This is a genomic window from Aestuariivita boseongensis (assembly GCF_001262635.1).
GTDB classification, from domain to species: Bacteria; Pseudomonadota; Alphaproteobacteria; order Rhodobacterales; family Rhodobacteraceae; genus Aestuariivita; species Aestuariivita boseongensis.
On record NZ_JXYH01000016.1, the window covers coordinates 1 to 13,807 of the forward strand.

Below are 13,807 nucleotides of genomic sequence, written 5' to 3' on the forward strand. Positions count from 1 at the left end.
GTTCAGTTGGGGAGGCTCACCCGACATAGCGCTGGGCGACATCGCGCAGGATTTTCGATCCATGTTCACCAACATGTCCTCTCATGTCTCGCAGGATCTGAAGGATGCGATTGCGAACATGTCGCTGATGAAAGACCCGAAATCGACGGCGGATATCTATGGCATGGCGGCCAATTCGCTGGTGACCGGCCTGAAGACCGTGGCCAGGATCATCCTGAATATCGTCGGCGATCTGCTGTCGGGGTTCGTGGACCTTTTGAAAAAGCTGCTCAAGTCAAAAGCCCTGTCAGACTGGCTGAACGGCTCCGTGCAGATCCCGTTCATCACTGACCTTTATTGCTATGTCACCGGTAAGGACAAGCTGACGGCAATTGATCTTGCGGCATTTCTGTGCGCCGTGCCCGGTGTTTTCCTCGAGGCGTTCAAGGGCGAAAAGATCTTCAAGAAAGCCAACCCCGCCACAAACGACGATGACCCCCGCACCGTGGCCGCTGCTGCCAATGTCTTTCAGATGTTCGGCGGTGTGGTCGCTGCCTACGAAGACTCCATCGACCCCCAAGTCGGACGTGGCCCGATCCTGAAATTCTTCTTCCTGACCATAGCCCGGATCACATACGCCAAGGCGATCCTCATGACCAAAACCGGCGACAGCCTTGTGGTCGCCATGGTCACCTGGGCGCTTCCAACCTTGAACCTGCTGAAGGATATCGGGTTCAAGGCGGGCGGCTTTTTGCCCCGCGAAAAGGCATTCAGTGACGCGTTGTCCTGCACATTCGGGATTTGCTGTTTCATAATGCTTATACCGGCCTTTGACCCAGACCTTGAAATCAGCGCCGCAACAGTGGTGTTCGTCTTCATCGTGGCGACATCGCTGGCGATTGCCCCCCTGCCCGATTACACCGGACCCCCAGTGAGCTTCGAGATCAAGGCCGCCCGCGGATTGTTGGTGGCGATATCCGGCGTTGTCGGACTGGTCGCCAATGTCGCGGATTTCGACCCGGGCCCGGCCCTGGCCTAAAACATGGCGCGCGGGCCAAGATGCCGGGCCCAGAAAGAAGGGGCGCCTGCCACCCTCAGGCTTTCGTCGGAAAAAGCGCCTCCAGCCGATCCGCCCAATGGGCGCCCATGCGCCAGGCCTCCAGATCATCCGGCGACAGGTCTTCCCAGCGGCGGCGCTGCGCGGCGGCCCAGGCCATCGCAAGGTTGCACGACACGGCAGGCAACAACCCCTCCGCCGCGCCGCGCAGAAGGGGGCGCAGGGTGGCCATGCCGGTACCCAGCATCAGTACCGCATCCGCGCCGCTATCCGACAGATGGGCATAGCTTCGGTAAACCGCCTCCCCGCCCATGGCGTAGATCGGGTGAAAGGCCCCCTCCTCCAGCATCGGGCCGGCTTTGGCCACAACGGAAAAGCCATGCGCCTCCCAATAGGGGGTGCTGGCGCGGTTCAGATCCTCGGGATAGGGCGACAAAAGCGCGATCTTTTCCGCCCCCAGTGCCCGCAGCGCCATGACCGACGCCAGCGCGGCCGTGATGAAAGGCACCTCGAACCGCGCCTCGATCCGGGTCACAAGCGCCTCTTCCGCCGGGCGGCCAATCAGATAGGACGCGCCGGTGCAGGCGGCGGCGATCACTTCGACCGGCGCATTGGCGAATTCAAGGCAGGTGTCGGAATAGCGTTCGGTGTAATCCACCAGCCGTTCGGCGATGCTGGGCTTGTCGGACATCAGCCGCGCCGTCAGCATCGACCAGCCCGGCGGCATCAGCGCCCAGAATTCCGGCTCAACGGTGGTGTTGGCCTGCGGGGTCAGCACCCCCATCAGGCCCGCCGCGCCATATTCCAGCCCGGCGGTCATTCCACGCCCAGCTTTCGCAGGGGCGGCGGTCGGGTCGGGATCGTGAGCGTGCGTTCCTCGGTATAGAACGCCTCGCAGGATGCGCCGCCCTCGCGCCCCACGCCCGAGGATTTGAACCCCCCGAAAGGCGCGCGCAGCTCGCGCATCATGGGCGTGTTCACCCAAACCACGCCCGACCTCATCCGTTCGCTCATGTCCATCACCGTGGGCAAGTGGTCCGACCAGATATAGCTGACCAGCCCGAATTGCGTGTCATTGGCGATGGCGGCGGCCTCGTCCGCACTGTCGAAGGGCAGGAAGGTGGCGAAGGGGCCAAAGATTTCATCCTGCGCCACGCGGGCGCTATTGGACGGGACGGTCACAGCCGTGGGCGAGACGAAATACCCCTCCCCCAGATCGTCGCGGCGGGTACCGCCCATCAACAGCGCGCCGCCATCGGCCTGCGCGATATCGACAAAGCTCAACACCCGATCCCGATGGGCGGCGCTGGCGAGCGGTCCGATCTCGGTGGTCTCTGCCAGCGGGTCGCCCACCCGGATACGCCCCGCGCGCTCCACGAAACGGCCCACGAAATCGTCAAAGATCGACCGCTCCACCAGGATGCGCGATCCGGCCAGGCATTGCTGCCCATTGTTGGAAAAGATCCCCAGCAAAGCGCCGTCCAAAGCCCGCTCCTGATCGGCGGAGGCAAAGATGATATTGGCCGATTTCCCGCCCAGCTCCAGCGTGCAGGGCACCAGGTTGCGGCCCGCCGCCGACATGATCGTCCGGCCGGTTTGCGTGCCGCCGGTGAAGCTGACCAGATCAATGCCCGGATGATCGACCAGCGCAGCGCCGGTGACAGCGCCACGCCCGTTGACAAGGTTCAGCACGCCTTCGGGCAGCACCTCCTGCAGCAGCGCAACCAGCCGCGCCAGCGCCAGCGGCGTCTGTTCGGACGGTTTCAGCACGGCGGTATTGCCAAAAGACAGCGCCGCCGCGATCTTCATCGTGGCCAGCGCCACGGGCGCATTCCACGGCGCGATCAGCGCCGCAACGCCCACAGACACGCGCGACACGGTGGTCATGTAACCCGGCGTCTGATCGTACCGCTGGCCCGCCGACTGGCTGATATATTCGGCGAAGAAGCGGAAATTATAGGCCGCGCGCTTGAAATGGCGTTCGCGCAATTCGCGCAGGACCAGCCCCGTTGCGGCGCATTCCAGCCGGGCAAGCTCTTCGGCGTTGTCGAGGATGATCTGGCGGCAGCGCTCCAGCACCTCGACCCGCTGCAGCACACCAAGGCCCGGCCAGGTCCCCCGGTCAAAGGCCGCGCGCGCAGCGGTCACCGCCTGATCGACCGCAGCCGCGTCATCCTCGATCAGGGTCGATATGCGTGCGCCGGTCGCCGGATAGAACACCGGCAGTTCATCGCCCCCGCCGGACGTCGCCCGGCCTGCGGCCAGCCCGCCCACCTGCGCCGGCGGCGCAATCGGCAGATCGAAGCTCATGGCATATAGGCCCCGCCATTGATGTGCAGTACCTGCCCCGTGACATAGGCCGCCTGATCCGACAGCAGAAACAGGATCGGCCCGGTCACATCCGTTGGCACCGCCACCCGCCCCAGCGGAATGACTGCGGCATAGGCCGACAGATCCACCCGGTCGGGCGCATCCTCATCCGACCGACCGGTGCCGCCGCGCAGAAAGGCCGTGTCAACGGCAGAGGGCGAGACGCAATTGACCCTCACATCCGGCGCCAGCTCAAGCGCCAGTTGCCGCGTCATCTGCGCAATGCCCGCCTTGGCGATGCCGTAAGGCCCATATCCCGGCCGCGCGTAATGGCCCAGCCCGGACCCCACCTGCACCATCGCACCCCCTTTCGCCATACGCGGAGCAAAGGCACGCGCGGCGAAAAAGGCCGCGTTCAAGTTGCCCGCCATCACCTCGGCCCATTCGCCGGGGTTGCGATCGGCCAGCGGCCCATCGCCCAGCACGAAGCCGCACAGGTTCACGAACCCGTCCAGCGGCGTCTCTAACAGGGCCGCCGCGCGGTCCATATCCGCCGGATCGCTGGCATCGACCGCGTGGCATGTGACACCCTCCAGCGGGTGCGCCCGGATCGACCGCTCCAGATCAAACACCACCGGCGTCCAGCCCGCCGCCTGTGCGTCTGTCACCAATTGCCGGCCAATCCCGCCGCATCCGCCCAGAATTCCCAGTGTCTTGGTCATCACAGCCCCTCTGCCCGCCTTAAGCCTTCAATCATCGACGACCGCAGCAGGAAGGCCCGCGCCCGTTCGGGATCGCCCGCGATCCTTTGTAGCTCGGCCAGATGGGCCTGGCGCGCGCGCATGTCCTTGGCGTTCATCCGGGCTCGGTTTTCATCGGCCTGCCCCACGATATCGTCCTTGGCGATCGGGCGGCGCTTGCGCTCATAGGCTTCCAGAATGATACTCGGCGTCCCCGATGCCACCTGCGCCAGCAGATCGGCCAGCAGCCAGGCGTCGTGGATCCCGCCATTCATGCCCATACCGCCCTTGGGGCTGTTGAGATGCGCGGCATCGCCCGCAAGAAACATCCGCCCCTCCCCATAGCTGGAGGCGACGCGGCGGTGGATCTTGTAGATGCGCTTTTCGATGATGTCGAAATCACGCGCGTGTGGCAGGATCTCGGCGATTTGTGCGCGGATCGCTGCGTCTTCCAACGCCTCTTCCGGGCTTTGCCCGTCTTGCGGATGCAGCGACACGCGCCAAACATCCGGCAACCGCAGCAGGGAAAACGTACCACCCGGTTTCCAGATGTAATTCACCCCCGACAGATTGCCGAGATGCTGTTCAAACGGGAAATGCGTGGTCACCAGCACGGTGTTTTCGGGGTAAGCTCCGCCTTCCCATTCCGCGCCGATGGCACGGCGCACGATGGACCGGGACCCGTCGCAGCCCACAAGGTAACTGCCCTGGATCGTCTCGCGCCCCACGCGAACACTGACCCCATCGCCATCCTGATCCACGTCGATCACCGGGCTGGAGAACCGCACGACGCCGTCAGGCAACCGCCGCAGCAGGGCGCGGCTCAACTCGGCCTGGCGGCATTGCAGGCGATAAGGGTGGCCGGTGTCGCCCGCCAGAACCGACAGGTCGAACTCGGCCCGTTCGGTGCTGTGCAACATCCGGATCTGCCAGGTGGGGGTGATCCGGCCCTTGTTGATCAACTCCTCGGTGATGCCCGAGGGGTCGAACAGATCCAGCGTGGGCGGGTGAAAGGTCGACGCACGCAGCTGATCGGCAATCGCGGCTTCGGCCTCGAAGACCTGCACCGGCACGCCCGCCTCGGACAACCGCCAGGCCAGCGTCAGGCCCACAGGCCCCGCCCCCACGATCAACACGGGATCGAACTCTGCCGACACTCCCTTCCTCCCTTTGGTGAAAAGCTTAGCGGCGACCGTCGCGATGATCCAGAACTTGTCGCGCGCTCAAGGCACCAGCCACTGCCCAGACCAGCCATCGCCCGCAAGATAGACAGCGCGGCGGTGGATTTCCTGCAATTCGACAAGGTCCATCGCCTGAACATGGCAGCGCAGCACACGAAATGCGGCGCGGTCATGCAACAGCGTGTAATCATGCGGCCCCGCAATCGGCAGGCCCGGCGCGGGCGATTTCCCATAGGAGGCGCGGGAGGCCTCCGGCACCCGTTCCCAATGCCCAGCCACCGCCGCGCCGCCCAACACCTCGACCCGCGCCGAGAGGCGGATCTGCAGGCGCAACCCCTCGTCCCAAATCATCAGCTGCGCGCGCGGATCGGCGTCCAGCGCCGCGATCTTGGCCGAGGCCGCGTCGGTATGCACCTCGACCACCGCGCCCGCGCGATCCGCCGCGCGCAGCACCACCGTGCGCACCTGGGGCGCGCCATCCGGGGCCACGGTGGCAAAGCTCAGCTGCCGCGCGGGGGATGTCTTGTCAGTCAAACAAGACCAGGCCAGATCCAGAAAGGCGGCCAGATTGCTTGGGTCACTCATATCCCGTCATCTCCAGATATCCCCGCCCGGCGTGACTGCCCGCCACGCTCACCGGCCCTTCCCAATAGGGCAGGGACACGTCCATCCACGCCGCCCGGTTCAGCGCCGATACGGTGACATCCACCCCCTTATCCGGCAGCTCCACCTGCCAGCGCGTGGGCACGGTGCGCCCCGCAACCTCTGTCTGTTCCAAAGCACGCGCACGGAATGCCCCGTCGGGAAAGCTGGTGGTCTGCCCATCCGCCCCGATCCAGGTGGCCGCGGAATAGGTAGTGCCATCGGTCTGGCGCAGCTGAAACCCCATCAGTTTCGCGCCGCCATCGAAGGACAGCGAAAACCAGTCCCATCCCGATTGCGTGTCCGACAGCGGCTGCGACGACCATTCCCGATCCAGCCAACCTTGCCCGGTGACGGGCACATCGCCCTTGGGCAGGCTCAGGACACCCTCCACCGAGAAGAAAGGTTGGGAGTAATAATAGCTTGCCTGCCCCTCGGCCGATTTGACGGAAAACCCGCCTTCCCCATGAAAGACAAGCGGGCCTTCCGCCTGCAGATCAAGCGCGTAACGGAACTCAGGACCCGAGGCGGTGACCCGCAACCGGTCGAAATTGGGCCCGGCCATCTGCCAGTCGTCGATCCAGGCGCGGAAGGGCGCGGGCTCTACCCCCGCCTGCCCGATCCCGCCGCGCGCGACCCGTTCGGCCACATGATGCGCCTGTGGCGTGGTGACGGCGGCATGGGCGAACCAGATCTGCGGATCGCCCCAGCCTTGCAGCGTCTCGGGCAAAAGAGCGGAACGGAACAGCGTCCACTGAATGCCATAGGCCGTGCCATCCGGGCCTTCCAGATTGGCGGTCAGATACCACCATTCGATGCGGTAATCGGGATGCGCCCCGTGATCGGCCGGAAAGTCGAAAACCGGATCGGGCTGCGGCACGGCAAAGCCCTCTGCCGCGCTGCCCAGACCGGCAAAGCCCTGCGCGGCGGCCTGCAGGGGCCACAACAGACAGAAAATCAGAACCCTAACGTTCATTGGCAAAGACCTTTAGCAAATCCCCCGGTGGGGTTCGCGCCAGCCGGATCGCGGGCCAAAGTGCGGCAAGCACCGCCGCCAAAAGCGCGAACAGCGCCAGCCGCGCGTAATCCAGCGGGAAAAGATACATGGGCAATTCCCAGCCAAACGCCTCGACATTCACGACCGCCAGCAGAACCCAGGCCAGCGCCAGGCCCAAAGGCAGGGCCAGCACTGTGGTCAGCACCGCAAGGCTGACCGCGCGCCGTAACTCAAGCCGGCCCAGCGCTGCGCGTGTCAGACCCAAAGCCCAGGCCGGGGCCAGCTGCGGCACGCGCAGGGCGGCTAGGGTCAAAAGGCTCATCAATATGGCAAAGCCCGCAACCGCCAACGTCAGCACATTCAGCGCGGCGGTCACCGTGAAGGTGCGGTCGAACACCTCAAGCGAGAACGCCTTGATCTGCGCCTGATCCACGATGTTCCCCTCTGGCAGGCCAAAATCGTCGATCAGCGCCCGGCGCAGCGCCGCCGGGTCATCGCTGCGCAGGCCAAAGCGGGTGGCCGCCTGATCGGGGAAAAGGCGCGCAAAGACCGCCTCGGCCACCACGGCCTGCCCGATGGGATTGCCATAATCGGCCACGATCCCGGCGATCGGAAGGCTCAGATCTGGCCCCACAGCAATGCGGTCGCCCACCCAAAGCGCCGCCCGGCGGGCCAGTTGTTCGTTGATGATCACCGCCTGCCCGGCGCCCACCCGGTCCCACGGGTCGGGGCCCTGCGCCAGAAACTGCCAGTTCTCGCGATATGTCAGACCGACCCGCGCGCCGAACAGTTCGGTCGGTAAGCCGGCAACCTGCGTCTCCACCGAATTCACCGGCAGCACTTCGCGCGCACGACTGGCAAGGAAACCCTCAAGTGCTGCGGCCTGTTCGGGCGTGTCGGCGGTGATGAACAACTCGGGCGCAAGGCGCTGATCAAGAAACCCCACAAAGGTCAGCCGGAAGCTGGACACCATCGTGGACACCCCCACATTGGCCGCAATCGCCAGAAGCAGCGCCATCAGCGCCAGCGTCAGGCTGGGCAGCTGCTGGCGTGTGTCGGCCCAGAACCATTGCCAGACCGCACTGCGCGCCCGGCCTTCGGCCAGCCGCAGCACCGCGCGCAGGATCAAAGGCAGGGCCAGCGCCGCGCCGGTCAGAAGGCAGGCCAGCAGCGCAAAACCCGCCGCAAGCCCGCTGCCCCAGAGGGCAAAGCCCAGCGCGGCCAGCAGCAACAATCCCGCCAGCGCGCCCAGCCGCCAAGCGCCCTGACCCCGCGCCATGACCCAGGCGCGCGGACGCGCACTGGCCAGAAGCGGCATCCGCGCAATCTGCCACAGCGCGCCCGCAGCCGCGACGCCCGTGCCGATCAGCGCAATCGCAAAGCCCGAGGCCCACCAGCTGGGCCGCAAGCGCACCGATCCGGCCACATCCGCCCCGTAAAGCCCGCGCAGCGTGGCGGCGACATCGGGCAACAGAAACCCTGCGATCAGATATCCCAGCACCACCCCCAACGCACCTGCCAGAAGCGCCAGAACGAACAGCTCGGCCACCATCAGCCAGACCAGCCGGCCCAGCGGCATGCCCAGCGCGCGCAGGGTGCGCACCATGCCGCGCCGCTGCTCGAACGCCAGCCCGATCGCGCCGTGAACGATGAAGATGCCCACCGCGAAACTCAGAAACCCGAAGGCGGTCAGGTTCAAATGGAAACTGTCGGTCAGGCGGCCCACATCGCTGACCTCCTGCGCGGGGCGCCGGATCAGGTCCGGCGCGATCCGGTCAAGCGGAGGCAGCCCAATGGGCTGCAGCTCGGCCACGATCATCCGGCTGATCCGCCCCGACTGACCCAGCAGCGCCTGCGCAGTGCCGATATCGGTGATCACCACCCCCGGTGCGGCGCTTGGATCAACGACCACCTGCCCCTCCAAATGGCCATCCACCCGCGCCGCGGTCTCGGCATCGGCGAAAAGCGAGGCCTCGGTCAGGAAACCGGCAAGGCCGCCCACCGCTTCCATCCGGACCGGAGACAGACCGCCCGGCGTGGTCAGCGGATCAATCCCCAGCACCCGGACCGAGCTGTTGTCGGGCAGAAACACCCGCCCTTCCAGCACGGGCGACACCTGCCAGCCCGACCGGCGCAGCGCGACATAGCGATCCTGCCCAACCGTCTCTCCAGCACGGGGCAGAAGATGGTCGAACCGCCCCTCTCCCAGCGTCTGGGCCGCCGCGTCGTAACTTGCGCGCGCCTCGGCATTGATGGCCTGCACGCCCGACCACAGCGCCGTGGCCAGCGCCAGCCCCGCCACCAGCGTGAAAAGCTGCAGCGGATTGCGCCGCCAATGCGACCAGAGCGCCGAAAACCCCGCGCCCGTCACGCCAGACGCCCGCGGCTGAGATGCAGCTGACGGCCCATCTGCCCCGCCACGGCGGCGGAATGGGTCACGACCATCAGCGCCGCGCCGGTCTCGCTTACCAACTCCAGCATCTGCGCCAGTACGTCGGCGGCGGTCGCCTCGTCCAGATTGCCCGTGGGCTCATCAGCCAGCACCAGCTTGGGTCGCGCCATCAGCGTGCGCGCGATCGCCACGCGCTGCTGCTGCCCGCCCGACAGGCTTTCGGGATACTTGCGCAGGTGATCGTCCAGGCCCAGCGCCTTGGCCAGGGTCTGCAGCCGGTCCATATCCGCCCCGCCCGAAAGCCGCGCCTGAAAGGCAATATTGGCCGCCACATCCAGCGAGGGGATCAGGTTGAACTGCTGAAAGATCACCCCCACATCGCGCCGCCGCAAAGCCGCGCGCCCGGTATCGTCCAGCGCGGTGATGTCGCGCCCGTCAAAGCGGATGGTCCCACCATCGGCGGTGTCCAGACCGCCCACCAGATGCAAAAGCGTGCTTTTGCCCGACCCGGATTCACCCGTCAGCGCAACGGTTTCACCGGCGGCCAGACGCAAATCGACACCGCGCAAAACGGCGACCGGGCCATCGGCCCCGGGATAGGATTTCGTCAGGTTCTCAACCTCAAGCAACATGGCGCGCACCTTTCGCAGTGACAGCTAAGGCCCGGAGCTCACTTGAAAAGGTCAAAGGGCGTCGCACCCCGCAGAAACCCGACGTCAGGCCAGGCGCCGCCCGGGACACCAGATGGCGCGCAGGTTCCTGTCCAAGCCGGCATCCCCTGTTTCGCCCGGGACTGGGCGGCGCTGACGGTCACGCCGGGTTGGCGCTCCTCACCCCTGCTGGCGCAGCCACTCCATCACCGCCGGGCGCACCGACTGGTCACCCCGATGCCGCGCATCCGAGATGATCTTGCGCACCTCATCCAGATTCGACCGCCGCAGCAGGCTTTTGACCGGCCCGATGGATGCAGGCCGCATCGAAAGGGTTCTCAGGCCGATGGCCGCAAGACACAGCGCCTCGATCGGGCGGCCCGCGTCCTCCCCGCAGAACGACAGGGGCGTATCGGTTTCCGCACAGCGCTCCACAATACGTTCAATGAAGGTCAGGAAACTGACATTCAACGTGTCATAGCGGCGGCGCACCCGTTCGTTCTCCCGGTCGGCGGCAAAGAAGAACTGCTTGAGGTCATTGCCCCCGATCGACAGGAAATCGACTTCCCGAAAGAATTTCGGCGGCGAAAAGGCCAGGCTGGGCGTCTCCAGCATCGCGCCGATCTCTATCTTTTCCGGCAGAACATGGCCCAGCTTTTCTTCGCGTGCGATGGCCTTGTCGACCTCGGCGCGGGCCTGGGTGTATTCGTCGAACTGCGCGACAAAGGGGAACATGATGGTCAGCGGCCGCCCACCCGCCGCGCGCAACAGCGCCTGCAGCTGCATCCGCATCACGCCGGGCTTGTCCAGCCCGACGCGGATCGCCCGCCAGCCCAGGGCCGGGTTCGGCTCATCATTAGGCTTCATATAGGGCAGCACCTTGTCCGACCCGATATCCAGCGTACGGAACACCACGCGTTTGCCCTTTGCTGCATCCATGACGCGGGCGTAAATCTCGACCAGCTCGGTCCGCTTGGGCATCTGGTTGCGCACCAGAAACTGCAGCTCGGTCCGAAAAAGGCCAACGCCTTCCGCCCCGGATCCCTCCAGCGACGGCAGATCGGCCATCAGCCCGGCATTCATATGCAGGTTGATCACCTTTCCGCACAGCGTCTCAGCCGGTTTGTCCTTGATCGAGGCATAGCGCTCCTGCGCCTGCGCCTGCATCGCTATCTTCTCGCGGAAGGCGCTGACCACGGTGTCATCGGGGCGCAGATGCACCAGCCCCTGATCGCCATCGACCATGATGTGATCGCCGTTCAGCGCCTCGGTCGTGATCCGCCCCGCATGCACGACCAGCGGAATGGCCAGCGCCCGCGCCACAATCGCCGCATGCGACCCGACCGAGCCATCCTCAAGCACGATCCCCTTCAACTTGCGGCCATATTCCAGCAATTCCGCAGGCCCGATATTGCGCGCGATCAGAATGGGGTCATCAGGCATTTCCGCGCCGGTTTCCGCACCCTGTCCGGTCAGAATACGCAGCATGCGATTCGACAGATCATCCAGATCGCTCAGCCGTTCGCGCAGATATGCGTCCTGCACCTGCTCCATCCGCGCGCGGGCAGTGGATTGTTCCTTCTCGACCGCCGCCTCGGCACTCAGCCCGCGGGCGATGTCTTCCTCCATCCGCCGCATCCAGCCCTTGGAATTGGCGAACATCCGGTAGGCTTCCAGAACCTGCAGATGTTCCTTGTCGCCCCCGGCCGAGGCCGCCAGCATCTTGTCCACACCCACGCGCAGCTCTTCCACCGCCTGATGCAGGCGTTCACGTTCCCGGTGGGGATCGTCGGCAATGGGGTTGGTGACAACAACGCGCGGCTCATGCAGCCAGACATGGCCCTCTGCCGCGCCCTCCTGCCCGGTGGTGCCCCGAACCATCACCGATTGCTGATGCCGCGCCGACAGCGCCGCACCCTCACCGGTGAAGGCGCCCAGTTCGGTCATCTCGGCCAAGACCATGGCAACCACTTCCAGCGCGTAAACCTCGTCTTCGGAATATTCGCGCGCCTGTTTCGACTGCACGACCAGCACGCCCAGCTTTTCGCCCAGCCGCTGGATCGGCACACCCAGGAACGAGGAATAGATCTCCTCCCCCGTCTCCGGCATGTACCGAAACCCCTTGGAGGACGGGGCATCGGCAGTGTTCACCACCTGCCCGCGCCGCGCCACGCGGCCCACCAGCCCCTCGCCCAGGCGCATCCGGGTCTGGTGCACGGCCTCCTTGTTCAGACCTTGCGTGGCGCACAGCTCCAGCGTTTCGGGATCGCGGAACAGATAGATCGAACACACTTCGGTCCCCATGCTGCCCGCAATCAGCTGCGTGATACGGTCCAGCCGCGCCTGACCCGCGATATCGCTGGCCATGGCGTCGCGCAGACGCCCCAGAAGCTTGCGACTTTCACTGTCGGACTGATCTGACATCGCGATAACCGGCCTCCCTGGCGGGGATGTTCCGAACCCCCACGCGGTTAGATCACAACGGCCAGCCCATGGAAACGGCTTTCTCATCCCCGCAGCCGGCGCCATGCGCCAAGCCCCGCAAACCGCCTGTCATTTCAGCGCGGTCCCCTGTCTTCTTCTCTTTCAAAATACGGAACGCGACGGGGGCCGCTCAGACCGCCTTCTCCAATTCGAACGCATCATGCAGCGCCTGGACGGCCAGCTCCATGTATTTGCGGTCGATCAGAACGCTGATCTTGATCTCCGACGTGGTGATCACCTTGATGTTGATCCCCTCATCGGACAGCACCTTGAACATCTTCGCCGCCACCCCGGTATGAGACCGCATGCCGATCCCCACGACGGAAACCTTGGCCACATCCGTGTCCGCGATCAGCTCGGCAAAGTTCAGAACACCCTTTTCCTTGGTCTCGGCCAACGCGCGCTCGGCGCGGACAACCTGATCGGTGGGGCAGGAGAACGTCATGTCCGTGCGCCCCTCTTCCGAGATGTTCTGCACGATCATGTCCACATTCACGCCCGCCTCGCTGAGGCTGGTGAAAATCGTGGCCGCGATGCCGGGACGGTCCGCGACCGAGACAAGCGTCATCTTCGCTTCGTCCCGCGAATAGGCCACACCGGCCACAACCTTGGATTCCATGATATCCTCCTCGTCGCAGACCAGCGTACCGGCCTCGTCGGATTGTTCCTCGAAGCTCGACAGCACGCGCAGCTTCACCTTATACCGCATCGCCAGCTCGACCGAGCGGGTCTGCAACACCTTCGCCCCCAGTGAGGCCAGTTCCAGCATTTCCTCGAACGCGATCTTGTCGAGCTTCTGCGCCTTCGCGCAGATCCGCGGATCGGTGGTATAGACCCCGTCCACATCCGTATAGATATCGCAGCGCTCCGCGTCGAAGGCGGCGGCAAAGGCCACGGCAGTGGTGTCCGATCCGCCGCGGCCCAACGTTGTGATCCGCCCCTCGGGGCTTACGCCCTGAAAGCCCGCGACCACGGCCACCTTCATGCCTTCGTCGAATTTCCGGCGGATATTCTCGGGCGGGATATCCTCAATCCGCGCCTGCGAATGGGCCGAGGTCGTCTTGACCGGCACCTGCCAGCCCTGCCAGCTGCGCGCGGGGATATCCATCTCCTGCAGCGTCAGCGCCATCAGCCCGGCGGTCACATTCTCGCCCGAGGACACGACCGCATCATATTCGCGCGCATCATAAAGCGGAGAGGTCTCGCCCACCCAGCCCACAAGCTCATTGGTTTTGCCCGCCATGGCCGAGACAATGACGATCACGTCATAGCCCTTGGCCACCTCGACCCCCACGCGCTTGGCGGCGCGGCGGATGCGGTCCAGATTGGCGACAGAGGTGCCGCCGAATTTCATCACAAGAACGGGCATGGGCGG

At 65.2% G+C, this 13,807-nt stretch carries 11 protein-coding genes; 1 reads left to right on the plus strand and 10 read right to left on the minus strand.

The features are described from left to right. The coding region (locus TR61_RS08385) for a hypothetical protein (protein ID WP_216595373.1) at positions 1–1,018 on the plus strand (1,018 nt) is incomplete at its 5' end. A 55-nt stretch (positions 1,019–1,073) separates the two neighbouring features. On the opposite strand, the gene TR61_RS08390 is transcribed toward TR61_RS08385, so the two are convergent. From TR61_RS08390 to TR61_RS08435, 10 genes are all read right to left on the minus strand, one after another. Next, positions 1,074–1,856, minus strand: coding sequence for a maleate cis-trans isomerase family protein (locus tag TR61_RS08390; RefSeq protein WP_050929525.1), 783 nt, complete (start codon positions 1,854–1,856; stop codon positions 1,074–1,076). Beyond that, positions 1,853–3,346, minus strand: a complete 1,494-nt coding sequence (locus TR61_RS08395) for an aldehyde dehydrogenase (protein WP_082181894.1) — start codon at positions 3,344–3,346, stop codon at positions 1,853–1,855. Before TR61_RS08395 ends, TR61_RS08390 begins: the two co-directional genes overlap by 4 nt. Continuing rightward, positions 3,343–4,068, minus strand: a complete 726-nt coding sequence (locus tag TR61_RS08400) for an SDR family NAD(P)-dependent oxidoreductase (RefSeq protein ID WP_050929526.1) — start codon at positions 4,066–4,068, stop codon at positions 3,343–3,345. Before TR61_RS08400 ends, TR61_RS08395 begins: the two co-directional genes overlap by 4 nt. Next, positions 4,068–5,243: an FAD-dependent oxidoreductase gene (locus TR61_RS08405; protein WP_050929528.1), complete on the minus strand. Its 1,176-nt coding sequence runs from the start codon at positions 5,241–5,243 to the stop codon at positions 4,068–4,070. The genes TR61_RS08400 and TR61_RS08405 overlap by 1 nt, the downstream gene beginning before the upstream one ends. A 66-nt stretch (positions 5,244–5,309) precedes the next feature. Then, complete coding sequence (locus TR61_RS08410) at positions 5,310–5,852, minus strand: pyridoxamine 5'-phosphate oxidase family protein (protein ID WP_050929529.1); 543 nt, start codon at positions 5,850–5,852, stop codon at positions 5,310–5,312. Beyond that, on the minus strand, positions 5,845–6,885 hold the full coding sequence (locus TR61_RS08415) for a lipocalin-like domain-containing protein (RefSeq protein ID WP_050929531.1): 1,041 nt from the start codon (positions 6,883–6,885) through the stop codon (positions 5,845–5,847). The genes TR61_RS08410 and TR61_RS08415 overlap by 8 nt, the downstream gene beginning before the upstream one ends. Next, entirely contained in the window at positions 6,875–9,277 is a 2,403-nt protein-coding gene (locus TR61_RS08420) for an ABC transporter permease (protein WP_050929533.1), read from the minus strand. Before TR61_RS08420 ends, TR61_RS08415 begins: the two co-directional genes overlap by 11 nt. Next, positions 9,274–9,930 carry an ABC transporter ATP-binding protein gene (locus tag TR61_RS08425; protein ID WP_050929534.1) on the minus strand — a complete coding sequence of 219 codons (657 nt, stop codon included), beginning with the start codon at positions 9,928–9,930 and terminating at the stop codon, positions 9,274–9,276. Before TR61_RS08425 ends, TR61_RS08420 begins: the two co-directional genes overlap by 4 nt. 198 nt (positions 9,931–10,128) lie before the next feature. Further along, the gene (gene ptsP / locus TR61_RS08430; protein WP_050929536.1) at positions 10,129–12,372 is read right to left on the minus strand and encodes a phosphoenolpyruvate--protein phosphotransferase; all 2,244 of its coding nucleotides are present in this window, start codon (positions 12,370–12,372) and stop codon (positions 10,129–10,131) included. Positions 12,373–12,562: 190 nt separating this feature from the next. Then, positions 12,563–13,801, minus strand: a complete 1,239-nt coding sequence (locus TR61_RS08435; RefSeq protein ID WP_050929537.1) for an aspartate kinase — start codon at positions 13,799–13,801, stop codon at positions 12,563–12,565. Between the last annotated feature and the right edge of the window lie 6 nt (positions 13,802–13,807).